Source organism: Pseudomonas sp. GW821-FHT09A09 (assembly GCF_059418405.1).
On sequence record NZ_JBWKPU010000022.1, the window covers coordinates 26,853 to 52,915 of the forward strand.

At 59.4% G+C, this 26,063-nt stretch carries 28 protein-coding genes; 22 read left to right on the forward strand and 6 right to left on the reverse strand.

Going from position 1 to position 26,063, the window contains the following annotated elements; translation table 11 throughout:
- Nucleotides 1-8: 8 nt before the first annotated feature.
- The 14 genes from rplF to bfr all read left to right on the forward strand — a co-directional run bounded on the left by rplF (nucleotide 9) and on the right by bfr (nucleotide 8,804).
- A complete protein-coding gene (rplF, locus tag AC07OV_RS19200) occupies nucleotides 9-542 on the forward strand; it encodes a 50S ribosomal protein L6 (RefSeq protein WP_003176412.1) in 534 nt (177 codons plus the stop codon).
- A gap of 10 nt (nucleotides 543-552) precedes the next feature.
- Nucleotides 553-903, forward strand: coding sequence for a 50S ribosomal protein L18 (rplR, locus tag AC07OV_RS19205; RefSeq protein ID WP_003186037.1), 351 nt, complete (start codon nucleotides 553-555; stop codon nucleotides 901-903).
- Nucleotides 904-906: 3 nt separating this feature from the next.
- Nucleotides 907-1,407 carry a 30S ribosomal protein S5 gene (gene rpsE / locus AC07OV_RS19210; protein WP_003176409.1) on the forward strand — a complete coding sequence of 167 codons (501 nt, stop codon included), beginning with the start codon at nucleotides 907-909 and terminating at the stop codon, nucleotides 1,405-1,407.
- A gap of 2 nt (nucleotides 1,408-1,409) precedes the next feature.
- The gene (gene rpmD / locus AC07OV_RS19215; protein ID WP_003176408.1) at nucleotides 1,410-1,586 is read left to right on the forward strand and encodes a 50S ribosomal protein L30; all 177 of its coding nucleotides are present in this window, start codon (nucleotides 1,410-1,412) and stop codon (nucleotides 1,584-1,586) included.
- Between the two features lie 3 nt (nucleotides 1,587-1,589).
- Nucleotides 1,590-2,027 carry a 50S ribosomal protein L15 gene (gene rplO / locus AC07OV_RS19220; RefSeq protein ID WP_176999252.1) on the forward strand — a complete coding sequence of 146 codons (438 nt, stop codon included), beginning with the start codon at nucleotides 1,590-1,592 and terminating at the stop codon, nucleotides 2,025-2,027.
- Entirely contained in the window at nucleotides 2,028-3,356 is a 1,329-nt protein-coding gene (gene secY, locus AC07OV_RS19225) for a preprotein translocase subunit SecY (protein WP_495092770.1), read from the forward strand.
- Nucleotides 3,357-3,383: 27 nt separating this feature from the next.
- The gene (gene rpmJ / locus AC07OV_RS19230; RefSeq protein ID WP_002555468.1) at nucleotides 3,384-3,500 is read left to right on the forward strand and encodes a 50S ribosomal protein L36; all 117 of its coding nucleotides are present in this window, start codon (nucleotides 3,384-3,386) and stop codon (nucleotides 3,498-3,500) included.
- A 129-nt stretch (nucleotides 3,501-3,629) separates the two neighbouring features.
- Nucleotides 3,630-3,986 carry a 30S ribosomal protein S13 gene (gene rpsM, locus AC07OV_RS19235; RefSeq protein ID WP_003194635.1) on the forward strand — a complete coding sequence of 119 codons (357 nt, stop codon included), beginning with the start codon at nucleotides 3,630-3,632 and terminating at the stop codon, nucleotides 3,984-3,986.
- 30 nt (nucleotides 3,987-4,016) lie between these two features.
- A complete protein-coding gene (rpsK, locus tag AC07OV_RS19240) occupies nucleotides 4,017-4,406 on the forward strand; it encodes a 30S ribosomal protein S11 (RefSeq protein ID WP_002555466.1) in 390 nt (129 codons plus the stop codon).
- An 18-nt stretch (nucleotides 4,407-4,424) separates the two neighbouring features.
- Nucleotides 4,425-5,045: a 30S ribosomal protein S4 gene (gene rpsD, locus AC07OV_RS19245; protein WP_003176404.1), complete on the forward strand. Its 621-nt coding sequence runs from the start codon at nucleotides 4,425-4,427 to the stop codon at nucleotides 5,043-5,045.
- Nucleotides 5,046-5,067: 22 nt separating this feature from the next.
- Nucleotides 5,068-6,069: a DNA-directed RNA polymerase subunit alpha gene (locus AC07OV_RS19250; protein WP_003176403.1), complete on the forward strand. Its 1,002-nt coding sequence runs from the start codon at nucleotides 5,068-5,070 to the stop codon at nucleotides 6,067-6,069.
- Between the two features lie 41 nt (nucleotides 6,070-6,110).
- The gene (rplQ, locus tag AC07OV_RS19255) at nucleotides 6,111-6,497 is read left to right on the forward strand and encodes a 50S ribosomal protein L17 (protein ID WP_003176402.1); all 387 of its coding nucleotides are present in this window, start codon (nucleotides 6,111-6,113) and stop codon (nucleotides 6,495-6,497) included.
- A 238-nt stretch (nucleotides 6,498-6,735) separates the two neighbouring features.
- Nucleotides 6,736-8,184, forward strand: coding sequence for a catalase (locus AC07OV_RS19260; RefSeq protein ID WP_494998090.1), 1,449 nt, complete (start codon nucleotides 6,736-6,738; stop codon nucleotides 8,182-8,184).
- A gap of 155 nt (nucleotides 8,185-8,339) precedes the next feature.
- Complete coding sequence (gene bfr, locus AC07OV_RS19265; protein WP_176999254.1) at nucleotides 8,340-8,804, forward strand: bacterioferritin; 465 nt, start codon at nucleotides 8,340-8,342, stop codon at nucleotides 8,802-8,804.
- 64 nt (nucleotides 8,805-8,868) lie between these two features.
- Here bfr and uvrA read toward each other — a convergent pair whose 3' ends face one another.
- Entirely contained in the window at nucleotides 8,869-11,703 is a 2,835-nt protein-coding gene (gene uvrA, locus AC07OV_RS19270) for an excinuclease ABC subunit UvrA (RefSeq protein ID WP_176999255.1), read from the reverse strand.
- A gap of 178 nt (nucleotides 11,704-11,881) precedes the next feature.
- On the opposite strand from uvrA, the gene AC07OV_RS19275 reads away from it, so the two are divergent.
- Both AC07OV_RS19275 and AC07OV_RS19280 read left to right on the forward strand, forming a co-directional pair.
- Nucleotides 11,882-13,276 (forward strand): MFS transporter, encoded by a 1,395-nt coding sequence (locus tag AC07OV_RS19275; RefSeq protein WP_176999256.1) that lies wholly within the window; start codon nucleotides 11,882-11,884, stop codon nucleotides 13,274-13,276.
- A gap of 9 nt (nucleotides 13,277-13,285) precedes the next feature.
- Complete coding sequence (locus AC07OV_RS19280; protein ID WP_003232445.1) at nucleotides 13,286-13,801, forward strand: single-stranded DNA-binding protein; 516 nt, start codon at nucleotides 13,286-13,288, stop codon at nucleotides 13,799-13,801.
- A gap of 66 nt (nucleotides 13,802-13,867) precedes the next feature.
- On the opposite strand, the gene AC07OV_RS19285 is transcribed toward AC07OV_RS19280, so the two are convergent.
- On the reverse strand, nucleotides 13,868-14,776 hold the full coding sequence (locus AC07OV_RS19285; protein WP_495092771.1) for a LysR family transcriptional regulator: 909 nt from the start codon (nucleotides 14,774-14,776) through the stop codon (nucleotides 13,868-13,870).
- A gap of 101 nt (nucleotides 14,777-14,877) precedes the next feature.
- Between AC07OV_RS19285 and tam the strand changes: the two genes are divergently transcribed.
- Complete coding sequence (gene tam / locus AC07OV_RS19290) at nucleotides 14,878-15,639, forward strand: trans-aconitate 2-methyltransferase (protein ID WP_176999258.1); 762 nt, start codon at nucleotides 14,878-14,880, stop codon at nucleotides 15,637-15,639.
- Between the two features lie 21 nt (nucleotides 15,640-15,660).
- Here the strand turns inward: tam and AC07OV_RS19295 are convergent, their stop codons facing one another.
- Entirely contained in the window at nucleotides 15,661-16,224 is a 564-nt protein-coding gene (locus AC07OV_RS19295; protein ID WP_495092772.1) for a cysteine hydrolase family protein, read from the reverse strand.
- 97 nt (nucleotides 16,225-16,321) lie between these two features.
- On the opposite strand from AC07OV_RS19295, the gene AC07OV_RS19300 reads away from it, so the two are divergent.
- From AC07OV_RS19300 to AC07OV_RS19310, 3 genes are all read left to right on the forward strand, one after another.
- Nucleotides 16,322-17,281 carry a GlxA family transcriptional regulator gene (locus AC07OV_RS19300; RefSeq protein WP_495092773.1) on the forward strand — a complete coding sequence of 320 codons (960 nt, stop codon included), beginning with the start codon at nucleotides 16,322-16,324 and terminating at the stop codon, nucleotides 17,279-17,281.
- A 171-nt stretch (nucleotides 17,282-17,452) separates the two neighbouring features.
- Nucleotides 17,453-18,562: a DUF3182 family protein gene (locus tag AC07OV_RS19305; protein ID WP_495092774.1), complete on the forward strand. Its 1,110-nt coding sequence runs from the start codon at nucleotides 17,453-17,455 to the stop codon at nucleotides 18,560-18,562.
- Nucleotides 18,552-19,307, forward strand: coding sequence for an alpha/beta hydrolase family protein (locus AC07OV_RS19310; protein ID WP_495092775.1), 756 nt, complete (start codon nucleotides 18,552-18,554; stop codon nucleotides 19,305-19,307). The genes AC07OV_RS19305 and AC07OV_RS19310 overlap by 11 nt, the downstream gene beginning before the upstream one ends.
- 135 nt (nucleotides 19,308-19,442) lie before the next feature.
- On the opposite strand, the gene AC07OV_RS19315 is transcribed toward AC07OV_RS19310, so the two are convergent.
- The 3 genes from AC07OV_RS19315 to AC07OV_RS19325 are packed head-to-tail and all read right to left on the reverse strand — an operon-like array spanning nucleotide 19,443 to nucleotide 22,418.
- A complete protein-coding gene (locus tag AC07OV_RS19315) occupies nucleotides 19,443-20,390 on the reverse strand; it encodes a lysylphosphatidylglycerol synthase domain-containing protein (RefSeq protein WP_495092776.1) in 948 nt (315 codons plus the stop codon).
- Nucleotides 20,380-21,642 (reverse strand): cardiolipin synthase ClsB, encoded by a 1,263-nt coding sequence (clsB, locus tag AC07OV_RS19320; protein WP_495092777.1) that lies wholly within the window; start codon nucleotides 21,640-21,642, stop codon nucleotides 20,380-20,382. Before clsB ends, AC07OV_RS19315 begins: the two co-directional genes overlap by 11 nt.
- Nucleotides 21,639-22,418: an endonuclease/exonuclease/phosphatase family protein gene (locus tag AC07OV_RS19325; protein ID WP_176999265.1), complete on the reverse strand. Its 780-nt coding sequence runs from the start codon at nucleotides 22,416-22,418 to the stop codon at nucleotides 21,639-21,641. The genes clsB and AC07OV_RS19325 overlap by 4 nt, the downstream gene beginning before the upstream one ends.
- A 312-nt stretch (nucleotides 22,419-22,730) precedes the next feature.
- Between AC07OV_RS19325 and AC07OV_RS19330 the strand changes: the two genes are divergently transcribed.
- Together AC07OV_RS19330 and AC07OV_RS19335 are read left to right on the forward strand one after the other, a co-directional pair.
- Nucleotides 22,731-24,836: a mechanosensitive ion channel family protein gene (locus AC07OV_RS19330; protein ID WP_495092778.1), complete on the forward strand. Its 2,106-nt coding sequence runs from the start codon at nucleotides 22,731-22,733 to the stop codon at nucleotides 24,834-24,836.
- 270 nt (nucleotides 24,837-25,106) lie between these two features.
- Nucleotides 25,107-25,991, forward strand: a complete 885-nt coding sequence (locus tag AC07OV_RS19335; RefSeq protein ID WP_494998099.1) for a sugar nucleotide-binding protein — start codon at nucleotides 25,107-25,109, stop codon at nucleotides 25,989-25,991.
- The last annotated feature ends 72 nt before the right edge of the window (nucleotides 25,992-26,063 follow it).

Consider the following 26,063-nt stretch of genomic DNA (forward strand, 5'->3'; position numbering starts at 1 on the left):
GGATAAGCATGTCTCGCGTCGCTAAGAACCCCGTTAAGCTGCCAGCCGGTGTCGAAGTCAAATTCGCAGGCCAACAGCTTTCGGTGAAGGGTGCCAAGGGTACTCTTGAACTGAACATCCATTCGTCCGTTGAGATCGTTGAAGAAGCTGGTGAGCTGCGTTTTGCTGCTCGCAATGGCGATCAACAAACTCGCGCAATGGCCGGTACCACGCGTGCGTTGGTAAACAACATGGTCCAAGGCGTAAGCCAAGGCTTCGAGCGTAAGCTCCAGCTGGTCGGTGTTGGTTACAAAGCGCAAGCAAAAGGCACGGTTTTGAACCTGGCCCTTGGCTTCTCGCACCCAGTGGATTACGAACTGCCGGAAGGCATCACCGCTGAGACTCCTAGCCAGACCGATATCCTGATCAAGGGCATCGACAAGCAACTGGTAGGTCAAGTGGCTGCTGAGATCCGCGACTTCCGTCCACCAGAGCCGTACAAAGGCAAAGGTGTGCGCTACGCGGACGAAGTCGTCCGTCGTAAAGAAGCCAAGAAGAAGTAGGGCATAGCAAATGACCGACAAAAAAGTTACTCGACTGCGTCGCGCTCGCAAAGCACGCCTGAAAATGCACGAACTCGAAGTCGTGCGTCTCTGCGTGTTCCGCTCGTCGCAGCACATCTACGCCCAGGTCATCTCGGCCGACGGCAACAAGGTCCTGGCAAGCGCCTCGACTTTGGATAAAGAACTGCGTGATGGTGCTACTGGCAACATCGACGCGGCCACAAAGGTTGGCCAGCTGGTCGCTACGCGTGCTAAGGCCGCTGGCGTCTCGCAAGTGGCTTTCGACCGCTCTGGCTTCAAGTACCACGGCCGCGTGAAAGCGCTGGCTGATGCTGCTCGTGAAGCTGGGCTGGAGTTCTAAGTTATGTCAAATAACGACCAAAAGCGCGACGAAGGCTACATTGAGAAGCTGGTTCAAGTTAACCGCGTAGCCAAAACCGTTAAAGGCGGCCGTATTTTCACTTTCACCGCGTTGACCGTGGTAGGTGATGGTAAAGGGCGTGTTGGCTTCGGCCGTGGCAAGTCGCGTGAAGTGCCTGCTGCGATCCAGAAGGCAATGGAAGCTGCTCGTCGCAACATGATCCAAGTTGATCTGAACGGCACCACTCTGCAGTACGCAATGAAGTCCGCCCATGGCGCTTCGAAGGTGTACATGCAGCCTGCTTCTGAAGGTACCGGTATCATCGCTGGCGGCGCTATGCGTGCTGTCCTCGAAGTTGCTGGCGTTCAGAACGTTCTGGCCAAGTGCTACGGCTCGACTAACCCGGTAAACGTGGTTCACGCCACTTTCAAAGGTTTGAAAGCTATGCAGTCTCCTGAGTCCATCGCTGCCAAGCGTGGCCTGACTGTCAAGGAGATCTTCTGATCATGGCTACCGTTAAAGTAACGCTGATCAAAAGCATGACCGGCCGCATCCCTAACCACAAACTGTGTGTTAAAGGTTTGGGTCTGCGTCGCATCGGTCACACTGTAGAAGTCCAGGATACTCCCGAGAATCGCGGGATGATCAACAAGGCTTACTACATGCTGCGTGTAGAGGGTTAATCGATGAAACTCAATGATCTGAGTCCAGCGCCGGGTTCCCGTCGCGAAAAGCATCGTCCGGGCCGTGGTATCGGTAGCGGTTTGGGTAAGACTGGTGGCCGTGGCCACAAAGGTCAAACCTCCCGTTCCGGTGGCACCATTGCTCCAGGCTTTGAAGGCGGTCAACAGCCGCTGCATCGTCGCCTGCCTAAGTTCGGTTTCGTATCCCTGAAAGCCATGGACCGCGCAGAAGTGCGTCTGTCCGAGCTGGCTAAAGTGGACGGCGACATCGTTACTCTGCAGACCCTGAAAGATGCCAACGTGATCAACGTCAACGTACAGCGTGTGAAAATCATGCTGTCCGGTGAAGTGACTCGCGCTGTCACTATCGGCAAGGGAATCGGCGCCACCAAAGGTGCGCGTTCGGCTATCGAAGCAGCTGGCGGCAAGTTCGAGGAATAAATGGCTAAGCAAGGTGCTCTCTCAGCGCTCGGCAAAGGCGGTATGTCTGAACTTTGGGCTCGTCTGCGTTTTCTGTTCCTGGCGATTATCGTCTACCGAATAGGCGCACACATCCCGGTTCCAGGTATCAACCCGGACCGACTCGCAGACCTGTTTCGACAGAATGAGGGGACCATTCTTAGCTTGTTCAACATGTTTTCCGGCGGCGCGCTGGAACGGATGAGCATTTTTGCACTGGGAATCATGCCGTACATTTCGGCATCGATCATCATGCAACTGATGACCGCCGTCAGCCCGCAGCTGGAGCAGTTGAAGAAGGAAGGTGAAGCTGGCCGTCGCAAGATTAGCCAGTACACCCGCTACGGCACTGTCATCCTCGCCCTGGTCCAAGCTATCGGCATGTCCGTTGGCCTGGCTGGGCAGGATGTTGCGTTCACTGGTGACTTTGGCTTCTATTTCGTCGCGGTATCCACATTTGTGGCTGGTGCGATGTTCATGATGTGGCTGGGTGAGCAGATTACTGAGCGTGGTGTTGGCAACGGTATCTCGATGTTGATTTTCGCAGGTATCGTCGCCGGTCTTCCGAGAGCAATTGGGCAGTCTTTCGAGTCTGCACGTCAGGGTGATATCAATATCTTCGCTCTGGTTGCCATCGGTTTGCTGGCAGTAGCGATTATCGGTTTTGTGGTGTTCATTGAGCGTGGCCAGCGTCGTATTGCTGTTCACTACGCCAAGCGTCAGCAGGGCCGTAAGGTCTTTGCTGCGCAGACCAGCCACTTGCCGCTGAAAGTGAATATGGCCGGTGTTATTCCGGCAATTTTCGCGAGCAGCATTTTGCTGTTTCCGGCTTCGTTGGGTACCTGGTTTGGTCAGTCTGAAAATATGGGCTGGCTGCAGGACCTCTCTCAGTCGATCGCTCCTGGTCAGCCGTTGAATATTCTGCTGTTTAGTGCAGGGATTATTTTCTTCTGCTTCTTCTATACGGCGTTGATGTTCAATCCGAAAGACGTAGCGGAAAACCTGAAGAAGTCCGGTGCCTTTATTCCGGGCATCCGTCCAGGTGAGCAGTCTGCGCGCTACATTGATGGCGTTCTGACTCGTTTGACCCTGTTCGGTGCTCTATATATGACGGCCGTGTGCCTGCTGCCCCAGTTCCTGGTGGTTGCAGCAAACGTTCCGTTCTACCTTGGCGGGACCTCGTTGCTGATCGTGGTCGTGGTTGTGATGGACTTCATGTCCCAAGTACAATCGCACCTCGTTTCGCACCAGTACGAATCCCTGATGAAGAAAGCCAACCTGAAGGGTTACGGCAGCGGCATGTTGCGCTGAGTACCCATAAGGTTCGAGGAGTTGGTGATGAAAGTTCGTGCATCGGTGAAAAAGCTGTGCCGTAACTGCAAGATTATTCGCCGCGAAGGTGTTGTTCGAGTAATTTGCAGCGCGGAACCGCGTCACAAACAGCGCCAAGGCTGAGTGTGATCCGCTTGAAGCCCGGCAGCTAGTGCGCTGCCGGGTTGATTATTTGTTATTACAGCGATATTATCTCGCGCCCTATTTCTTGGCTTCCGGGGCGTAGGTAGCTGTCAATTGGAGTCCCACTGAATGGCCCGTATTGCAGGCGTTAACATTCCAGATAACAAGCACACTGTTATCTCGCTGACCTACATCTATGGTGTTGGTCGCACTACTGCGCAGAAAATTTGCGCAGTTGCTGGGGTAAACCCAGCCGCTAAGATCAAGGATCTGAGCGACGAGCAGATTGAACAGCTGCGTGGCGAAGTGGCGAAGTTCACCACTGAAGGTGACCTGCGTCGCGAAATCAACATGAAAATCAAGCGTTTGATGGACCTCGGTTGCTATCGCGGTCTGCGTCATCGTCGTGGTCTTCCAGTGCGCGGTCAGCGTACCAAGACTAACGCGCGTACCCGTAAAGGTCCGCGTAAGCCGATCCGCAAGTAATCGCCCCAGCGAATCGACAGGAAAATTATCATGGCAAAACCTGCTGCTCGTCCTCGTAAAAAAGTTAAAAAGACAGTGGTTGATGGCATCGCCCACATCCATGCTTCTTTTAACAACACCATCGTGACCATCACCGACCGTCAAGGTAACGCGCTGTCTTGGGCTACCTCTGGTGGTTCGGGTTTCCGCGGTTCCCGCAAGTCCACCCCGTTCGCTGCTCAAGTAGCTGCTGAACGTGCTGGTCAAGCTGCGCTGGAATACGGCCTGAAAAACCTCGACGTTAACGTCAAGGGTCCAGGTCCAGGTCGTGAGTCCGCTGTCCGTGCTTTGAACGGCTGTGGCTATAAGATCGCCAGCATCACCGACGTGACGCCAATCCCGCACAACGGGTGCCGTCCGCCGAAGAAGCGCCGCGTGTAATCCAGGAGATTGTAAAGAATGGCTCGTTACATTGGTCCAAAATGCAAACTCGCTCGTCGCGAAGGCACCGATCTCTTCCTGAAGAGCGGCGTGCGCGCGATCGAATCGAAGTGCAACATTGAAGCAGCACCTGGTATCCACGGCCAACGCCGCGGTCGCCAGTCCGATTACGGCACCCAACTGCGTGAAAAGCAGAAGGTCCGTCGTATCTACGGCGTTCTCGAGCGTCAATTCAGCGGCTACTACAAAGAAGCTGCTGGCAAGAAAGGTGCAACCGGTGAAAACCTGCTGCAACTGCTCGAATGCCGTCTGGACAACGTTGTATACCGTATGGGCTTTGGTTCTACTCGTGCCGAATCCCGTCAGCTGGTATCGCACAAGTCGATCAGCGTTAACGGTCAGACCGTAAACGTTCCGTCCTACCAGGTTCGTGCTGGTGACGTGGTTGCGGTTCGCGAGAAAGCAAAAAACCAACTTCGCATTGTCCAAGCTCTCGATCTGTGTGCCCAACGTGGCCGCGTAGAATGGGTAGAAGTAGACACTGAGAAGAAGTCGGGCGTTTTCAAGAACGTTCCTGCTCGCAGTGATCTGTCCGCCGACATCAACGAAAGCCTGATTGTCGAGCTCTACTCCAAGTAAGGGCTAGAAAATAGGTGCATCCATGCAGATTTCGGTAAATGAGTTCCTGACACCCCGCCACATTGATGTGCAGGTTGTCAGTCCAACCCGCGCCAAGATCACTCTCGAGCCTCTCGAGCGTGGTTTTGGCCACACCCTGGGCAACGCGCTGCGCCGCATCCTGTTGTCCTCAATGCCCGGCTGTGCAGTAGTCGAGGCCGAGATTGACGGTGTGCTCCACGAGTACAGCGCCATCGAAGGTGTACAGGAAGACGTAATTGAAATCCTGTTGAACCTTAAAGGTCTGGCTATCAAGCTGCACGGCCGTGACGAAGTTACGCTGACCTTGTCGAAGAAGGGTTCGGGGGTGGTTACCGCTGCCGATATTCAGCTGGATCATGATGTCGAGATCGTTAACCCCGATCACGTAATCGCTAACCTGGCGTCTAACGGCGCCCTGAACATGAAGCTCACCGTAGCTCGTGGTCGTGGTTATGAACCGGCCGACTCGCGTCAGAGCGATGAAGACGAAAGCCGCAGCATTGGTCGCTTGCAGCTTGACTCTTCGTTCAGTCCGGTTCGCCGTATCGCATACGTGGTGGAAAACGCCCGTGTCGAACAGCGTACTAACCTGGACAAGCTGGTTATTGATCTGGAAACCAACGGTACTCTGGATCCTGAAGAGGCTATCCGCCGCGCTGCAACCATCCTGCAACAGCAGTTGGCTGCGTTCGTCGACCTCAAAGGTGACAGCGAACCAGTGGTAATCGAGCAGGAAGACGAGATCGATCCGATCCTGCTTCGCCCGGTTGACGATCTGGAACTGACTGTACGTTCGGCTAACTGCCTTAAGGCGGAAAACATTTACTACATCGGCGACCTGATTCAGCGTACCGAAGTAGAACTGTTGAAGACTCCGAACCTGGGCAAGAAATCCTTGACTGAAATCAAGGACGTTCTGGCCTCCCGCGGTCTGTCCCTCGGCATGCGCCTCGACAACTGGCCGCCTGCAAGTCTTAAGAAGGACGACAAGGCGACTGCCTGATCGTCGTAATCACCGAACGTGAGTTTGGTAAGGAATGAACCATGCGTCATCGTAAAAGTGGTCGTCACCTGAGCCGTACCAGCTCGCACCGCAAGGCCATGTTCCAAAACATGGCGGTGTCGCTGTTCGAGCACGAGCTGATCAAAACTACACTGCCGAAAGCTAAAGAACTGCGTCGCGTTGCTGAGCCGCTGATTACTTTGGCCAAGACAGACAGCCTGGCTAACCGCCGTCTGGCTTTCGACCGTACTCGTTCGAAAGCTATCGTTGGTAAGCTCTTCAACGACCTGGGCAAGCGTTACGCTACCCGTGAGGGTGGCTACCTGCGCATCCTCAAGTGCGGTTTCCGTGCTGGCGACAACGCGCCTATGGCGTACGTCGAGTTGGTTGATCGTGCTACTGCTGGCGAAGCTGTAAGCGCCGAGTAAGACGACAAGCTGTAACGAAGAACCGGGCCTAGTGCCCGGTTTTTTGTGCGCGTAAGAAAAGTGCAGTGTGTTCAAAATTCCACGGTGAGTGCTTAACGCTATGGGTCAGCGAGAGTTTGGTAGAAATTTTCTATTGATGCCTACAATTTAATGAATTTGTAGACGTCATGTTGATGATCAATACTCCCTCCAAGCCGATTAGCCGGCAGTTCCAAGTCCGACCTGAGGGAAATTGAGCATGAGCCAGAATAAAATCCTTACTACCGCCAGCGGCGCCCCCGTTGCGGACAACCAGAATTCCCGTTCCGCCGGCCCACGCGGCCCGCTGCTGCTCGACGATTTTCACCTGATCGAGAAGCTCGCTCACTTCAACCGCGAGAACATTCCTGAGCGCCGTGTGCACGCCAAAGGTTCAGGTGCCTACGGTACTTTCACTGTCACCCAGGACATCACGAAATACACCAGTGCCAAGCTGTTCGAATCCGTTGGCAAGCAAACGCCGACCTTCCTGCGTTTCTCCACTGTAGGGGGCGAACGCGGTTCGGCTGATACAGAGCGCGATCCACGCGGTTTTGCCTTGAAGTTCTACACCGAAGAAGGCAACTGGGACATCGTGGGTAATAATACTCCGGTGTTTTTCATCCGTGACCCGCTGAAGTTCCCTGACTTCATCCACACTCAGAAACGCCTGCCGCAAAGCAACCTGAAAAGCGCCCAAATGATGTGGGACTTCTGGTCGCACTCCCCGGAGGCGCTGCACCAGGTCACCATCCTGTTTTCCGACCGTGGCATCCCTGATGGCTACCGTCACATGCACGGCTTCGGCAGCCACACCTACAGCCTGATTAACGCCAATGGCGAGCGTCACTGGGTGAAGTGGCACTACAAGACCAAGCAAGGCATCAAGAACCTGGCGCCTGCAGAAGCTGCACGCCTGGCCGGTACCGACCCTGATTACGCCCAGCGCGATCTGTTTGGTGCGATCGAGCGTGGTGATTTCCCGAAATGGCGCGTCTGCATTCAGATCATGACTGAGGCCCAGGCCAACGCTCACTACGAGAACCCGTTCGACGTGACCAAGACCTGGTCGCAGAAGGAGTTCCCGCTGATTGAAGTTGGCGAGTTGGAACTCAACCGCAATCCGCAGAACTACTTCGCTGAAGTGGAACAAGCTGCGTTCGGTCCAAGCAACATGGTTCCAGGTGTCGGCCTGTCGCCGGACCGCATGCTGCAAGGTCGTGTATTCGCTTACGCAGATGCGCACCGCTACCGTGTTGGCACCAACCACCAGCAATTGCCGGTGAACGCCCCACGCAGCCCGGTGAACAGCTATCAGCGTGACGGTTCGATGGCTTTCGGCAGCAACGGCGGCGCAGCGCCAAACTATGAGCCGAACAGCTACAGCGACGCACCGAAGCAGGCTCCTCAGTACGCAGAGCCAGCGCTGGCCCTCAGTGGCGCCGCGGACCGTTACGATCACCGCGAAGACACCGATTACTACAGCCACGCCGGTGCGCTGTTCCGCCTGATGAATGACGAGCAGAAAGCATTGCTCGTCAACAACATCGCCGGCGCCATGGGCGGCGTCTCCAGTGATGTGGTCCAGCGCCAGTTGGGGCACTTCTACAAGGCAGACCCGGCTTATGGAGAAGCAATCGCAAAGGCATTGGGTGTATCGCTTAACTGACTCTAAACGATAAGCAGAACCGCCCTCATTTGGGCGGTTTTTGCGTTAAATCAGCTACTTTTCTCTGAAAATCTTCACTTTTCTGCCGTTGGTCTCGTGACCTCCGAGTCATCATGGTTCAAACTACAGACTTTCAAGCAGGGAGATGTAGGGCGATGCAAGGTCACCCCGACGTAATCGATTACCTCAACACGTTGCTGACGGGCGAACTGGCAGCGCGTGACCAATATTTCATCCATTCGCGCATGTACGAAGACTGGGGCTTTACCGAGCTCTACGAGCGTATCAATCACGAGATGGAAGAAGAGGCACAGCACGCCGACGCACTGATGCGCCGTATCCTCATGCTCGAGGGCACGCCGCGTATGCGTCCTGATGATCTGGATGTGGGCACCACGGTGCCTGACATGCTCGCTGCCGACCTGCGTCTTGAGTACAAGGTGCGAGCCGCACTCTGCAAGGGCATTGAGCTCTGCGAGAAGCACAGCGACTTCGTCACTCGTGAGATCCTGCGCGTGCAGTTGAACGACACCGAAGAAGATCACACCTACTGGCTGGAAAAGCAGCTGGGTCTGATCAAGCTGGTGGGCCTGGAGAATTACCTGCAATCGCAGTTCTGATTCCCGGCTACGAAAAAGCCCCTGTCACCGCAAAGTGACAGGGGCTTTTTATTGGGCCCGATAATCAGGCCCGGTCGCGCTCTAGCAGCGGCTTCAAGTAGTAACCAGTATGGGATTGCGGCATTTCGGAGACCTGCTCCGGCGTACCCACCGCGATGATCTGGCCACCCTTGGAGCCGCCTTCCGGCCCCAGGTCGACCAGCCAGTCGGCCGTCTTGATCACATCCAGGTTGTGCTCGATCACGACCACCGTGTTGCCGTGATCGCGCAGACGGTGCAGCACGTCCAGCAGTTGCTGGATGTCCGCGAAGTGCAGGCCGGTGGTCGGTTCATCGAGGATGTACAGGGTCTTGCCGGTATCGCGCTTGGACAGCTCACGGGACAGTTTCACCCGTTGTGCCTCACCACCAGACAACGTGGTCGCCGATTGCCCCAGCTTGATATACGACAAGCCTACGTCCATCAGCGTCTGCAGCTTGCGCGCCAACGCTGGAACGGCATCAAAGAACTCCCGGGCTTCCTCAATAGTCATCTCAAGGGTCTCGTGGATGCTCTTGCCCTTGTATTTGATCTCCAGGGTTTCGCGGTTGTAGCGCTTGCTCTTGCATACGTCGCACGGCACGTAGATGTCCGGCAGGAAGTGCATCTCCACCTTGATCAAGCCATCGCCCTGGCAGGCTTCGCAGCGGCCGCCCTTGACGTTGAACGAGAAACGACCTGGCCCGTAGCCCCGTGAGCGGGATTCCGGCACGCCCGCGAACAACTCGCGAATCGGCGTAAACAAGCCGGTGTAGGTCGCCGGGTTGGAGCGCGGTGTGCGGCCAATCGGGCTCTGGTCGATATCGACCACTTTGTCCAGGTGCTCCAGGCCCTTGATGCTGTCGTGTGCAGCCGCTTCCAGGGTGGTCGCGCCGTTCAAGGCAGTGGCACTCAACGGGAACAGCGTGTTGTTGATCAGCGTCGACTTGCCCGAGCCGGAAACCCCGGTCACACACGTCAGCAGGCCCAGCGGAATCTCCAGGTCGACATTGCGCAGGTTATTGCCTCGCGCGCCCTTGAGGTGCAGCGCCAGCTTCTTGTTGCGCGGTGTACGCTTGGCCGGCACTTCAATTTTCACTCGGCCCGACAGGTATTTGCCGGTCAGCGAGTCGGGATGGGCCATGACCTCGGCCGGCGTGCCCTCGGCCACAATGTGCCCGCCGTGCACGCCCGCACCCGGGCCGATGTCGACCACGTAATCGGCCAGGCGAATCGCGTCTTCGTCGTGCTCGACCACAATCACGGTGTTGCCGATATCGCGCAGGTGTTTCAACGTGCCCAGCAGGCGGTCGTTGTCTCGCTGGTGCAAGCCAATCGATGGCTCGTCGAGGATGTACAGCACGCCGACAAGGCCGGCACCAATTTGGCTGGCCAGGCGAATACGCTGGGCTTCACCGCCCGACAAGGTATCGGCACTGCGATCCAGCGACAGGTAGTCTAGGCCAACATTGACCAGGAACTGCAGCCGCTCGCGAATCTCCTTGAGGATCTTGTCGGCAATCTCGCCACGGCGTCCCGTTAGCTTGAGCACACCAAAGTACTCGCAGGCATCGCCGATCGGCAGGCTGGTGACAGCCGGCAACGTCTTCTCACCGACCCACACATGGCGAGCCTCGCGACGCAGGCGCGTACCGCGGCAATCCGGGCAGGGCTGGGTGCTGAGGAACTTTGCCAATTCTTCACGCACGCTCGCCGATTCGGTCTCGCGGTAGCGACGTTCCAGGTTCGGCACGATGCCCTCGAACGGGTGGGAGCGCTTGACGATGTCGCCACGGTCGTTCAGGTATTTGAAATCGACGTTCTGCGAACCGCTGCCATGCAGGATGACTTTCTGCTGTTCGGCAGGCAGTTGGTTGAACGGCACTTCCAGGCTGAACTTGTAGTGGGCCGCCAACGACCCGAGCATCTGGAAGTAGTAGACGTTACGCCTGTCCCAGCCGCGTATAGCCCCCTCCGCCAAGGTCAGTTCGCCATTGACCAGGCGCTTGATGTCGAAGAACTGCTTGACCCCCAGGCCATCGCAAGTCGGGCAGGCGCCGGCCGGGTTATTGAAGGAAAACAACTTGGGTTCCAGCTCGCTGATGGCGTGACCGCAGATCGGGCAGGCAAAACGAGCGGAGAAGATGATTTCTTCGCCCGGCTCGTCATCCATCGGCGCCACGAGGGCGATGCCGTCCGCCAGCTTCAACGCGGTCTCAAACGATTCCGCCAGGCGCTGCTGCAAGTCAGCCCGCACCTTGAAGCGGTCCACCACCACGTCGATCGAATGCTTCTTCTGTTTGTCGAGCTTCGGCGCTTCATCCAGCTCATACAGCTTGCCGTTGATGCGTGCGCGTACAAAGCCCTGGGCGCGCAGTTCTTCGAAGACGGAAAGGTGTTCACCCTTGCGCTCACGGATCACCGGTGCCAGCAACATCAGCTTGGCGCCTTCCGGCTGGGCCAGCACCAGGTCCACCATCTGGCTGACGGTCTGGGCTTCCAGGGGAATGTCGTGGTCGGGGCAGCGCGGAATACCGACTCGCGCATACAGCAGACGCAGGTAGTCGTAGATTTCGGTGATGGTGCCCACGGTGGAGCGCGGGTTGTGGGAGGTCGATTTCTGCTCGATGGAGATCGCCGGCGACAGGCCTTCGATGGTATCGACGTCGGGTTTTTCCATCATCGACAGGAACTGGCGGGCATAGGCCGACAGCGATTCCACATAACGACGCTGGCCTTCGGCATACAGCGTGTCGAACGCCAGGGACGATTTGCCGGACCCGGACAAGCCGGTGATGACGATCAGTTTGTCCCGGGGCAGGGTCAGGTCGATGTTCTTCAGGTTGTGGGTTCTAGCCCCACGAATCAGGATCTTGTCCAAGATGGCCTCGCACGGCGGGCGTAAATAATGCTGGAGTATACGGCTAAAGACTGGATGAATATACACTGTCAAAACGCCGCTTGCAGCCTTACATGAAAGCTGCGCGGCAAAGCGCCGCATATACCCTCTCAATCGATGGGACTGGTAGAATCGCCGCCGGTTCACACGAGGTTTTTCCATGCACGATCCCCACAGCGAACGCATGAGTAGCGGCGAGACCCGAGCGGCAAGCGGTCTGGCCCTGGTGTTCGCCTTCCGTATGCTTGGCATGTTCATGGTGTTGCCGGTGCTGGCGACCTATGGGATGGACCTCGCAGGCGCGACCCCCGCATTGATCGGCTTGGCGATTGGCGCCTATGGCCTGACCCAGGCTATTTTCCAGATCCCGTTCGGGATCATTTCCGACCGTATCGGCCGCCGCCCGGTGATCTATCTGGGATTGATCGTCTTTGCCCTCGGCAGCGTGCTCGCCGCTCAGTCAGATTCTATTTGGGGCGTGATTGCCGGTCGCGTCCTGCAAGGTGCCGGCGCGATTTCCGCAGCGGTCATGGCGCTGTTGTCGGACCTCACCCGTGAACAACACCGCACCAAGGCCATGGCCATGATTGGCATGACCATCGGCCTGTCGTTTGCCGTGGCCATGGTGGTCGGCCCCTTGCTGACTCGCGCGTTCGGCTTGCACGGTCTGTTCCTCGCAACGGGTGGCATGGCGTTGTTCGGGATCGTGATCGTGGCCTTGATGGTGCCGCGTTCTACCGGCACCTTGCAGCACCGCGAGTCCGGTGTGGCGCGCAAGGCGTTGCTGCCGACGCTCAAGCATCCGGACCTGCTGCGCCTGGATTTAGGTATCTTCGTGTTGCACGCGATGCTGATGTGCAGCTTTGTCGCGCTGCCTCTGGCGCTGGTCGAAAAAGCCGGCCTGCCCAAGGAACAGCACTGGTGGGTCTACCTCACCGCGCTGCTGATTTCGTTCTTCGCCATGATCCCGTTCATCATCTATGGCGAGAAAAAACGCAAGATGAAACAAGTGCTGCTGGGCGCCGTCGCGACGCTGATGCTCACTGAGCTATTCTTCTGGCAGTTCGGCGACAGCCTGCGGGCGCTGGTGATCGGCACGGTGGTGTTCTTTACCGCGTTCAACTTGCTGGAGGCCTCGTTGCCTTCGCTGATCAGTAAAGTTTCACCGGCCGGTGGCAAGGGCACGGCGATGGGAGTGTATTCCACCAGCCAGTTCCTCGGTTCTGCATTGGGCGGCATCATGGGTGGCTGGATGTTCCAGCATGGCGGTTTGTCGGTTGTCTTCCTGGGATGCGCCGGGCTGGCTGCACTTTGGTTAGCCTTTGCTGTTACCATGCGCGAACCGCCATACGTCACAAGCCTGCGCCTGCCTTTGTCGCCCGAAGCAATTCGTGAAGCCGGCCTAGTAGAGCGCCTTAAGGCCGTTGTTGGGGTAACAGATGCGGTAGTGATCGCCGAAGAAGCCGCCATCTACATCAAATTGGACACCGAATTATTGGATCGCGCGACGCTCGAGCAACTGGTCAACCCAGTGCCGACAGCGCGCCCAGCCTAGGAGAACGTTATGGCCCGTGGGGTTAACAAAGTCATATTGGTCGGTACTTGCGGCCAGGATCCCGAAGTTCGCTACTTGCCTAACGGTAACGCCGTGACCAACCTGAGTCTGGCGACCAGCGAACAGTGGACCGACAAGCAGACCGGCCAGAAGGTCGAGAAAACCGAATGGCACCGTGTGTCGATGTTCGGCAAGGTCGCCGAGATCGCCGGTGAATACCTGCGCAAAGGTTCGCAGGTCTACATCGAAGGCAAGCTGCAGACCCGCGAGTGGGAAAAAGACGGTATCAAGCGTTACACCACTGAAATCGTGGTCGACATGCAAGGCACCATGCAACTGCTGGGCGGCCGTCCACAGGGCGACCAACAGGGCCAGGGCGGCATGTCCAACTCGGCTCCGCGTCCACAGCAGTCGCGTCCACAGCCAAGCCAGCAGCCACAGCGTGAGTCGCGTCCAGCGCCACAGCAGGCTGCTCCGCAACCGGCTCCGGATTTCGACAGCTTTGATGACGATATCCCGTTCTAAGGTCTGAGACCCGGAACACCAAAACCCCCGACCGCGAAAGCGTCGGGGGTTTTTTATGGCCCGTGATCAGGCATCTGTCGACGCGGCCGTTACCACCATCTCCTTGAACCGTTGCAACACCGCCGAGCCATCCCCGATCCGTGTTGCCAAATGCAGCGGCGCCACCAGGCTCTGGCATTCCGTCAGCGCTCGATAAACGATGCCGTCGCCACGCAACCGCTGCATGGAGGCCGGCACGATGGACACGCCCAGGCCCGCCGCCACCAGGCTCAACGTGGCGGTCATGCGTGGTGCTTCCTGGACCACTTGGGGGCTGAACCCGGCCTCACGGCAGGCCACCAGGATCGCGTCGTACAACCCCAATCCCACTCGACGGCGGTAGAGCACAAAGGATTCGGTCGCCAAGGCCTTCAACGGCAGGGGAGAGCCGGCATCGATTGCCAGCGGATGATCGGTGGGCAGCGCCAGCAACATCGGCTCCACCAGGATAGGTTCATCCTGTAACGATTGAGTGCCGCTCAGTGGCGAGCGAATAAACGCCGCATCGAGCTTCTCATGCACCAGCGCGTCCAGCAGTTCGCCAGTACCGGCTTCCTCCAGCACCACCGAGACGCCGACAAAGGTTTCGCGAAACAACCGCAACACACTCGGCACAAAAGGATGCAAGGCCGCCGAACTCGTAAAGCCGATCGCCAGGCGCCCGCGCTCACCCCGTGCGGCACGGCGCACCACTTCGGCGATGCCCTCAGCCCGGGAGAGAATTTCCCGCGCTTCATCCAGCAAGGCCAGCCCGGCAGTGGTGGGGCGCACGCCTCTGGGCAGGCGCTCCATCAAGACCACCCCCAACTCCGCCTCAAGGCTTTGCAACAGGCGCGTCAACGGCGGCTGTTGCATGCCCAGGCGTTCGGCGGCGCGGGTGATATAACCTTCTTCGGCAATCGCGACAAAGGCCTTGAGCTGGCGAAGCTCCAACATAAGCATACTTTCCGGGTATGGGAGTGCTCCAATCCTGGCATTTGTTCTCATGGCTCACAAGATTTAGGCTGTAGCCAACCTCATAAAGAAGGAAAGCCGTGATGACCTGGTCTGCCAAGCAGTACACGATGTTCGAACAACAGCGCACCCGTCCTGTCCGCGACCTGGTGGCGGCTATCCCGAATACCGAAGTTCGCAGCGCCGTCGACCTGGGCTGCGGGCCGGGCAATTCCACCGAGGTGTTGGCCGAGCGTTATCCACAGGCCCACGTCACCGGCATGGACAGTTCAGATGACATGCTGGTCGATGCACGCAAGCGTCTGCCAGCGCTGGCCTTTGAACTGGCGGATATTGGTGCCTGGAACCCTGCGCAACACTACGACGTGATACTGGCGAACGCCTCGCTGCAATGGCTGCCGGACCACGCCACGCTTTATCCACACTTGGTCCACCAGCTCACCCCCGGTGGCACGCTGGCGGTACAAACCCCGGACAACCTCGACGAACCTGCGCACCGCCTGGCCCGTGAAGTGGCAGCCGATGGCCCGTGGTCTGCGAAGATCGGCGCGGTCAAGCACAACGAACGGCATGCGGCGAGCTACTACTACGAGCTGCTGAGTAAACACTGCAGCACCGTCGATGTGTGGCGCACCACCTACCAGCATCCGTTGGCCGATCACGGGGCGGTCGTGGAATGGTTCAAGGCCTCGGCCCTGAGGCCCTTCCTCGCACCGTTAAGCGATAGCGAAAAGGCCGCCTTCCTACAGGAATACAAGGCGCGGATTACCCAAGCTTATCCAGCCCTGAGCGACGGCACCGTATTGCTGCCATTTCCGCGCCTGTTCATCATTGCGACCCGCTGATACCTGGCCGGCAAGTGGCGGTCATGCCGCCGCCGCTTGCGCTTTCAAGTACTCATCCGCCGACAGCACGTCTGCATACGCAAACCCCAGCGACGCCATATAAGCCGCATGAGCCTGCGCCGCTGGAATCACCTGCCCGTTGAATTCCAGGTCACGCGTGGCACACGCGTCATGAATCACCGTGACCTTGTAGCCAAGATCCGCCGCCGCTCGCACCACGGCGTCGATGCACATGTGGCTCATGCTGCCGACGACGACCACGTCGGTGATGCTGCGCTGTTCCAGCAAGGTGCGCAGGTTGGTTTCACGAAACGCATTCACGAAATGTTTAAGCACCACCGGCTCGCTGCCTTCGTTCAGCACCTTGAGGTGCAAGTGCGCACCTTCGGAGCCCGGGGCAAAAAAGGGCGCGTCATCGGAGGTGAACTCATGGCGCACATGAATCACCGCATCCCCCGCTTGGCGAAAAGCCTGGAGCACCTGCGCAGCCTTGTCGGCCGCGGCTTCAACGCCGTCGAGCGGCCACTTGCCCTGAGGGAAGTAGTCGTTCTGGATATCGATTAGGATGAGCGCTTGCTTGGCCATGTGTGTTGCCTCGTGATGGGTTGATGGGGCTTAGTATCTTAGCTGGCGCCCGCACCCGGGATTGGCCGCACCGACAATAACAGGGGGAAAACTGACAATGGCGGTTGTTGAGCTGGGCGTGTTGATCTACAGAGGTGCGCAATTGGCGGCCGTGCATGGCTTGACCGACCTGTTCGGCGTCGCCAATCGGATCGCTGCCGAGCATCAATCCTCGCAACTGCCATTGTTGCGCGTTAGCCATTGGCAGGTAGACGCCACCGGCACGCCCGCCCGCGTGTTCGATAGCCACCCAGGGCCAGACCAACCCATGATGGCCGTGCTGGTGCCGCCCTCCATCGGTGAATTCACTGAAGAACAAGCGCCACCCGCTCTGCTGGAATGGCTTCGTCAAAGGCATGCTGCAGGCACCGTGCTCGGTGGCGTGTGCATCGGTTCGATCATGCTGGCGCGCAGCGGCCTGCTGGATGGGCGCAGTGCCACTACCCATTGGTCCTCGGCCAAATCCTTTGCCCTGCGTTACCCGGCCGTGCGCCTGGAAGCCGACAAGCCAATCGTTGATGACGGGGATTTGATCACCACGGCCGGGCTGATGGCCTGGTCTGAACTCGGCCTGCGTCTGGTTGATCGCCTGATGGGACCGAGCATTGCCGCCAGTACGGCGCGATTCCTGGTGATCGAGCACAGCGACAGCGCCAGCCAGTGCGGCAGCAACTTCGCGCCGATTCTCGGCCATGGCGATACCGCGATTCTCAAGGTGCAGCACTGGCTGCAAGCCAGCGGCGCGGTGGACGTGTCGGTCACCGCAATGGCGCAAGAGGCGGGGCTGGAAGAGCGCACCTTCCTGCGGCGCTTTCGCAACGCGACGGGGCTCAAACCCACCGAATATTGCCAGCACCTACGGGTGGGCAAGGCGCGACAGATGCTCGAATTCACCAACGGCACCATTGACCACATCGCCTGGACCGTGGGCTATCAGGACCCCAGTGCGTTCCGCGCCACGTTCAAGAAAATCACCGGCTTGGCACCCAGCGATTACCGCAGCCGCTTCGGCGTCTGAATCGTGCAGAACGCCGCGCCATTCACGGGCCGTCGTGCAGAATAAAACAGGCCTACTGCCATCGCTTTCCCCGCAACTGCTTGATTTGCAAACCGTCGCGTCATAACAGGCGTTGGCCTGATCCCTGCAACTTTCCCCTCACACACAGGGCGGGATAGCCAAGGGGGACGCATGACCCCGAGTCAACGCAAAAAGCTCGTCGTTTCTCACTTCACGCGCGAAGGCGCGCCGTTGCACGAGGTTCAAACCAACCTCGCGCTGGCGCGCTGGCTGGCGCAGATTCTCGGGCTCAAATTCGGCGGCAGTTATGATCCCGATCGGCATGCCGGCCGGGAGTTGTACCTGCTGCCCACGCAAACCCTGGTGGGTGCCGAGCAAGCGCGGCAGCTCAATATCAAAGGGCCGCAAGACCTGTGGGGCGGGTATGTCGAGCATGACTTCATCTGCACCAAGGCCATCAGTCACGGCCTGCTCGGCCCCGGCGCCAAGGCGCCCGAAGGCTGGTCGCCGCTGTTCTGCGAGCGAGTACGGGCCGTCGTGCTCGATGGCCTCAGCGTCTTTGCCCTCGAAGATGCGCGCCCTGCGGCCACGCGCCTGCTCTACAGCGGCCCCATCCGCCTGAAGCCCGTGCATGCGTGCGCCGGGCGCGGTCAGGAAGTTATCCACAGCCTCGACGAATTCGAAGCCTTACTGGCGCGACCAGACAGCGCGCGCCTGTTCGACGACGGCGTGGTGCTGGAGCAAGACCTGAGCGATGTGATCACCCACAGTGTCGGCCAGAGCTTCATCGGCGATCATGTCATCAGCTACTGCGGCGAGCAGTACCTCACAAAAGACGGGCAGGGCGAGGACGTCTACGGCGGTTCCAACCTGCTGGTGGTGCCTGGCTATTACGAAGACCTGTTGCGCCTCCCACTGCCCGATGATGTGTGCGAAGCCATCGAACAAGCCCGGGTGTTCGACAACGCTGCCGACGAGGCCTACCCCGGTTTCTATGCGTCGCGGCGCAACTACGACATCGCCCAGGGCCTGGACAGCGACGGCCAACGCCGCAGCGGCGTGCTCGAACAATCCTGGCGCATGGGCGGCGCGAGCAGCGCGGAAGTCGCCGCGTTGCAGAGTTTTATCAATCACCCAGGCCTGCGCGCCATTCAAGTGGCCTCGGTCGAGACCTACGTGGATCAGCCTCTGCCGGCTGACGCTATCGAGGTGTACCGCGGGCCTGCGCAAAACAGCGACTTTCTTCTCAAATACGTGACGGTTAAGGCTTATGACGGCTAGAAGCGAAAGCATTGCGATCGATATCGACGACGAACAGATGAGTGGTACCTTCCTGAGCCCCAAATCCAAAGTGCCTGGCGTGCTATTCGTGCACGGTTGGGGCGGCAGCCAAGAGCGCGACCTGGAGCGCGCCAAAGGCATTGCAGGCCTGGGCTGCGTGTGCCTCACGTTCGACTTGCGCGGCCATGCGGGCACCGGTATTCCGCTGTCTCGCGTTACCCGTGAAGACAACCTGCGCGATCTGCTGGCGGCCTACGACCGGTTGCTGTCGCACCCGGCCATCGACACCTCGGCGGTCGCGGTAGTGGGCACCAGTTATGGCGGCTACCTGGCGGCGATCCTCACGTCATTGCGCCCGGTACGCTGGCTGGCGTTGCGTGTGCCGGCGCTGTACCGCGATCAGGAGTGGCTCAAGCCCAAGCGGGACCTGGATAAGGTGGACTTGATGGATTACCGCAGCACGCTGGTGCATGCCGAAACCAATCGTGCGTTGCACGCGTGTTCGGCGTTTACCGGGGATGTGTTGATCGTGGAGTCTGAGTCCGACGACCACGTGCCCCACGCCACCATCATGAGCTACCGCGCAGCGTGCCAGCAGACCCACTCGCTGACCCACCGCATCATCGATGGCGCCGACCATGCGCTCAGCGATCCAGTGTCGCAGCAGGCTTATACGTCGATTCTGGTGGATTGGATTACCGAGATGGTGGTGGGGGAGCGGTTGAGCATTATCCAATCCCGATAATTGGGTGTTCTTGAGATTGCCATCGCAGGCAAGCCAGCTCCCACATTTGATTGGGTTCACACCTTTTGAATTGTGAATACCTTCAACTGTGGGAGCTGGCTTGCCTGCGATGGCGATTAACCCGTCAACACCCTTTCAAGCCGGTGCCTTTTTAACCCGCAACGCCTTGGCCTTGGCCTCCACCACGAGGTACATCACCAACGTGATCAGCAACGGCAAAATGAAGTAGATCGCCCGGTAGGCAATCAGCCCCGCCAGCAAACTCCCCCGCGAAGCCTCATGCTGCAACAGCGCAATAAACACCGCCTCCAGCACGCCCAGCCCGGCCGGAATATGCGTGACCACCCCGGCAATCGCGCTGATCAACAACACCCCCAGCACCAACGGATAATCCAGCTTGGCCGGCAAAAGCGTGAAAATCACCGCCGCCATCAACGACCAGTTCAGCGCGCCCAGCGCCAGTTGCAGGCAGGCCATGCGCACCGACGGCAGGTTGATCTCCATGCCGCGAATCGACCATGCGCGCTTCTTTGAAAACTGACACGCCGCCAGATAACCCAAGCTGGCCAGCACCAACAATGCACCAATGCCCTGCAACGCAACGGTACTGACCTTCCAGCCCGGTGGCATCGTCACCAACCCGCTACTGAATACCACCCCGGCCAACGCCATGTAGCCAAACCAGTTGGTCGCCAGGCTCAAGCCAAGGATCTTGGCGATATTGCCGGTGCTCACCCCCAGCCGTGAATACAGCCGGTAGCGCATGGCGATGCCGCCCACCCACGCACTCAGGTTGAGGTTGAACGCATAGCTTATGACCCCCACCGGCAGGATCTGCTTCCAACCCAACGGCTGGCGGATGTAGGTGCGGCCGATCAAATCAAAGCTGGCGTACACAAGGAAACTGCACAGCGTCAGGGCGCCTGCGATCAGCAACGTGCGCAGCTTGAAGTCGCCCAGGGTCTGCACCACGTCGCTCCAGTCGATGCGCCGGGCGAGCAGGGTGAACAGCACGATCAGCAGCAGGAAGAACACAACGGTCAGGGGTTTCTTCCAGCGCTTGAACCCGGATTCAGTGCTCATGGGCCTGGCTCCCGACGGGTTTCAAGCGTGGCTTGTGCGCCGGCAGCCAACCGGTCAGCGCAGGGAAGTGACGCATCACATGAAACACCAGGAAGCCCACGGTCAACCGCCAGAGCCACAGGCGCGGCGTGCGGTTTTCCGGCATGGTCTGGCAGTGATTGTTGGCGAGTGTTTCCAGGCGTTCATACAGGTGTTGATTGAACGCACGGTCGCGAATCAGCACATTGGCTTCCAGGTTCAGCGACAGGCTCAGCGGGTCCAGGTTGCTGGAACCCACGGTGCTCCATTCGTCGTCCACCAGCGCAACTTTGCCGTGCAGCGGGCGCTGGCAATATTCGTGAATCACCACGCCGTCCTTGAGCAAATAGTCGTAGAGCATGCGCGCCGCGAGCTTGGCCAACAGCACATCCGGCTGACCCTGCATGATCAGTTGCACCTGCACGCCACGGCGCGCTGCGTTGCGAATTTCCCGCAGCAGGCGGTAACCGGGAAAGAAGTAGGCGTTGGCGATCACCACGCGCTGTTGCGCCTTGCTCAAGGCGTGGATGTAGGCCTCTTCGATGTCGTCGCGGTGCTGCACGTTGTCGCGGTAGATCAGGCGTACCAGGCCGTCGCTGTTGTCGGTGGCCCACGGCGATGGCCGTTGCTGGCGCCGTCGCCAACCGCGTCGCGTGCGCACCTGGCGACCACTTTGCGCCAGGGCAAAATGGTGCAGGTCGGCCACGGCCGGGCCGGTCACTTGCACGGCGTAATCCTGCTTGGCCTCGGGGCCGAAATCGCCCAGATGGTCGGCCGAAAAATTGATCCCGCCGATAAACGCCACGCTGGCGTCCACCACCACGATCTTGCGGTGCAGGCGCCGGAACCAGTTGGTGCGAACCCCCAGGGTCTTGGACGCCGGGTCGAACATCTGCACCGTTACCCCGGCTTCCGCCAGTTCGCCCAAAAAGCTCGGGCTCAGCTCGCCGCAACCAAAGCCGTCCAGGCTCATCACGACTTTCACCCCACGCTGCGCCGCATCGATCAGGATGCCTTGCAGCTCCAGGCCAACCTTGTCTTCAAACAGAATGAAGGTCTCCAGCACGATCTCGCGCTGGGCCCCGCGCAAGGCGTCGAACACCTTGGGGAAGTACGCCTCGCCGTTCTCCAGCAACTCGACGCGGTTGCCGCTCTGCCAGCCGTAATCCAGATCACGCGCCTTGGCTTCGTCCGGTGGTTGGTCGGTGGCGATGTGTTCGACGGCGACGTTCATAGCTCGATCTCCACCGACAACGGCACATGGTCGGATAAGTGGGACCAAGGCCGAGTGGTCAACACTCGGGGGTTATGCACCTTCACGTTGCGCACATAAATACGGTCCAGGGGCAACAGCGGCAGGCGCGCCGGGAAGGTGCGCGGCAATTTTCCGTGGGTCTCGATAAACACTTCCCGCAGGCCGCTCTGGCTGAGGTCGGCCCGCTGGCGCCAGTCGTTGAAGTCCCCAGCGACAACCAGCGGCGCGTCGGCCGGTATCTCGCTGATGCGCTGTTCGAGCAAACGCAGTTGTTGCTGGCGATGCACTTCGCGCAGGCCCAGATGAATGCAGATCGCATGCACCTCCTGGCCGGTGCCCGGCAGGCGCAATACGCAATGCAGCAGGCCACGGTTTTCGTGGCCGCTTTGGGAAATATCCAGGTTGTCATAGCGCACGATCTGGAACTTCGACAGCAGCGCATTCCCGTGGTCGCCATGGGGGTAGACCGCGTTGCGTCCATAGGCAAACTGCGGCCAGATGCTGTCGGCGAGGAACTCGTATTGCGGCATATTCGGCCAGTCGCTGTAGCGCTGGGGGTGACGCTCGTGGGTGCCGTGGATTTCCTGCAGGAACACCATGTCGGCGCCCACACTGCGCACTGCTTCACGCAGCTCGGGCAGGATGAAGCGCCGATTCAGGGCGGTGAAGCCCTTGTGGATATTGACCGTCAGCACTGTGAAGCGCGTGATGGCGATGCTGGGCGTGGTGGGCATCCAGTCGGGATTCGCAGCCATGGTTGCTCCTGAAAAAACCATGGGGGCCTGGCCCCCGTTTATGGCTGACTGCGATTTTTGACGGAAAGTTTCCACCGTCCTACAGACGGCACGCATTCCAAAATGTGTGAGTGGGCTTGCCCGCGATAGCGGTGGGTCAGTCGTTAATTGATTGGCTGATGTACCGCATTCGCGGGCAAGCCCGCTCCCACAGGGGATCTGTGCTGTGACGGATTCAGTGGTCTACCCTCCGCCAAAGATGACGAAAGAGGGGAACGATCAAGGCTCAATCCCGTCAGTTCCTTACAGACCCTCTTGAAGGAGCCCGGTGTTTTGCTGAATCTCAGAGCTGCATTACTCCTCGGCGCGCTGCTGCTGTGTGGCAACGGCGCACTGCAAGCCGCAACCCCTGCACCTGCGGCGACCGCACCGGCCAAACCGGAGCTGTTGGTCGAAGGCGGTTTGCTCGGCGCCATCAGTTCCAGCATCGATGACGTGCAGGACAAACTCGACCTCAACCAGAACCTGGTGGACGCCTGGCGCCTGCGTGCCGACCGTGCGGCGGACGAAGTGGGGCGCCTGGTCGACCAGACCGCCGAGCGTTCGCCCTGGAGTGTGGCCGGGGACTTCTTGTTGCTCTCCGGTGTGTGGATCGGTGCCTTTGCCGTGCTGGCGCTGCTCGGGCGTTTTATCGTGCAGCGCTTGAGCCGGCGGCCGTTTGTCGAACGGCGTGGGCGCTTGCAAGCAGTGCTCGGGTATGTGGTGCCTTACACGATTCCTGCGCTGATTTGCCTGCCGCTGACGCTCTACGTCAGTCACTTTTTACCCACGTCCGTGGGCCGCGCGCTGGCGCTGTGTTTTGCCTACGCCACCAGCAGCGGCATTTTTTCCACGTCGATGCTGCTATGCGTCATTGTCATGTTCAACGTCGGCCATAAACGCCCGGCCGTGCAGATCATCCGTAGCTACTGCCCCAAGCCGCTGTTCCTGATCGGCTTTCTCGCCGCGCTCAGCGACGCCCTGACCAGCCCGCAGATCGCCCGCCAGCTCGGCGGCAATATCACCAGCAGCATTGCAGTGTTCACCGGCCTATTCGCGGCGGTGATCTTCGGTGTGCTGGTGGTGCGCCTGCGCCGTCCGGTGGCACACCTGATCCGCAACCGGCCCTTGGCCCAACGCCTCAAGCATCCGGCGCTGCAACAGTCGTTGCGGGTGTTTTCCGGGCTCTGGTACTGGCCGATCCTGTTGATGGTGCTGGTGTCGGCGATCAACCTGATCGGGGCCGGCGACGATAACCAGAAGGCCCTGCGCTGCGCGCTGTTCACCACGATCCTGCTGATCGGCACGGTGTTTTTGAGCACCGTGCTGCAACACCTGTTCAAGTCCCGCAGCCAGGTGGCGATCCAGCGCAGCAGTGCCTACAAGGAGCGTTTTCTCAGCCTGTTGCACGCGATCCTGCGCATTGTCATGGCCATCGCCTTTATCGAAATCCTCGGGCGGATCTGGGGCGTATCGCTGTTTGAATTCGCCCAGCGCAATTCGGTGGGCCGGGCGATCAGCGACTCGCTGAGCAGTATCGGCCTGATCCTGCTGATGACCTGGCTGTTCTGGGTGGTGCTCGACACGGCGATCCAGGAAGCGCTGAAACCACCGGTGAATAAACGCTCCAATCGCCAGCCGAGCACGCGGGTGAAAACCATCCTGCCGCTGGTGCGCAATGCGGTGAAGATCATCCTGGTAGTGATCTGCGCGATCACCACCATGGCCAACCTGGGCATCAACGTCGCGCCGTTGCTGGCCGGTGCCGGGGTGGTGGGCCTGGCCATCGGTTTCGGTTCGCAGCAACTGGTGCAGGATGTGATCACCGGCCTGTTCATCATCATCGAAGACACGCTGTCCATCGGCGACTGGGTGGTGCTCGACTCCGGGCATGCCGGCACTGTCGAAGGCCTGACCATCCGTACCTTGCGCTTGCGCGATGGCAAGGGGTTTGTGCACTCGGTGCCTTTTGGTCAGATCAAGGCGGTCACCAACCAGTCCCGGCAGTTTGCCTATGCGTTCTTCTCGGTGCAGTTCACCTACGACACCGACGTGGACAAGGCGGTGGAGCTGATCCGCGAGGCCGGGCAATCGATCCGCGACGATGTGTTCCTCAAGTACAACCTGCAAGGGCCACTGGAAGTGTTTGGCGTGGACAAGATGGACCTCAACGGCGTGGTGCTCACGGCGCAGTTCCGTACGGTGTCGGGCGGGCAATATGCGGTGAGCCGCGCGTTTAACCAGCGCTTGAAAAAGCTTGTGGATAACTGCGCCGAGGTGCATTTCGCGCAAACTTATCCACAGCAGGTTTTTTTACCCAAGCGCGGGCCGCAGGTGGATGAGCCGGATGAAGAGGTACCGGCGTCGGTGGTGCTGACCGAGCAGCCGCGTACCCAGTGACCTCATCGCGGGCAAGCCCGGCTCCCACAGTTTCGGCTGTGTGAACCCGTTCACCTGTGGGAGCTGGCTTGCCTACGATGAGGCTGGAGATAGCAACACCAGGCTCAATGCCTGATCCACCTCTCCAAGACCACCTGCTACCCCGCCCGATACAACAAGTTGCAACCCCACACTTTATCCGTGACGGTTGCGCGACAAACCCGCAAAATGCAACGATTCTTACAAATACCTAGACAACCATCGTTCCAACAGACCGGGCCTGCTCAATCTATGCGAATGCGCCTTATGTTACTGGGCGGCGGGAATGCCCTCGGGCAGGCGCTGATTCGCCTCGGTGCAGAGGAAGACATCGGTTTCCTCGCTCCTAAACCGCCCCAAGACGGCTGGGATGCCGCGAGTCTCACCCAACTGCTCGACGACACCCGTCCCGATGCGTTGATCAACCTCGCCTACTACTTCGACTGGTTCCAGGCCGAAGCGGTCAGCGAAACCCGCTTGGCTGCCCAGGAATTCGCCATCGAGCGCCTGGCCGAGCTGTGCCAGCACCACAACATCACCCTGGTGCAACCGTCCAGCTACCGCGTGTTCGATGGCTCCCGCGCCACCGCCTACAGCGAAAAAGACGAGCCGGTGCCCCTGGGCCTGCGTGGCCAGGCGCTGTGGCGCATCGAGCAGAGCGTGCGCGCCACCTGCCCGCAGCATGTGCTGCTGCGGTTTGGCTGGTTACTCGATGACAGCGTCGACGGCACCCTCGGGCGCTTCCTTGCCCGGGCCGAGAAGCCGGATGAGTTGTTGATGGCGGATGACCGTCGCGGCAACCCGACGCCGGTGGACGATGCCGCGCGGGTGATCATCTCGGTGCTCAAGCAGCTCGATTGTGCGGCGCCGTTGTGGGGCACTTACCACTACGCCGGCCATGAAGCGACTACACCGCTGGCGCTGGGCCAGGCGATCCTCACCGAAGCGCGCAGCTATCACCCGCTGGCCATCGAGTCACCCACCGCCCAGGCCCACGCGGCTCGGCCGGATGCAGCCGATGAGCCACAACACGCGGTGCTGGCGTGCAAGAAAATCCTGCACACCTTCGGCATCAAGCCACGGGCGTGGCGGGCGGGGTTGCCGGCGTTGCTGGATCGCTACTACCGCCACAGCTGACCCCAAACACGTAGGAGCCGGCTTGCCGGCGATAGCATCTCCTCGGTCTGGCTGAAAGACCGAGGTGTTTGC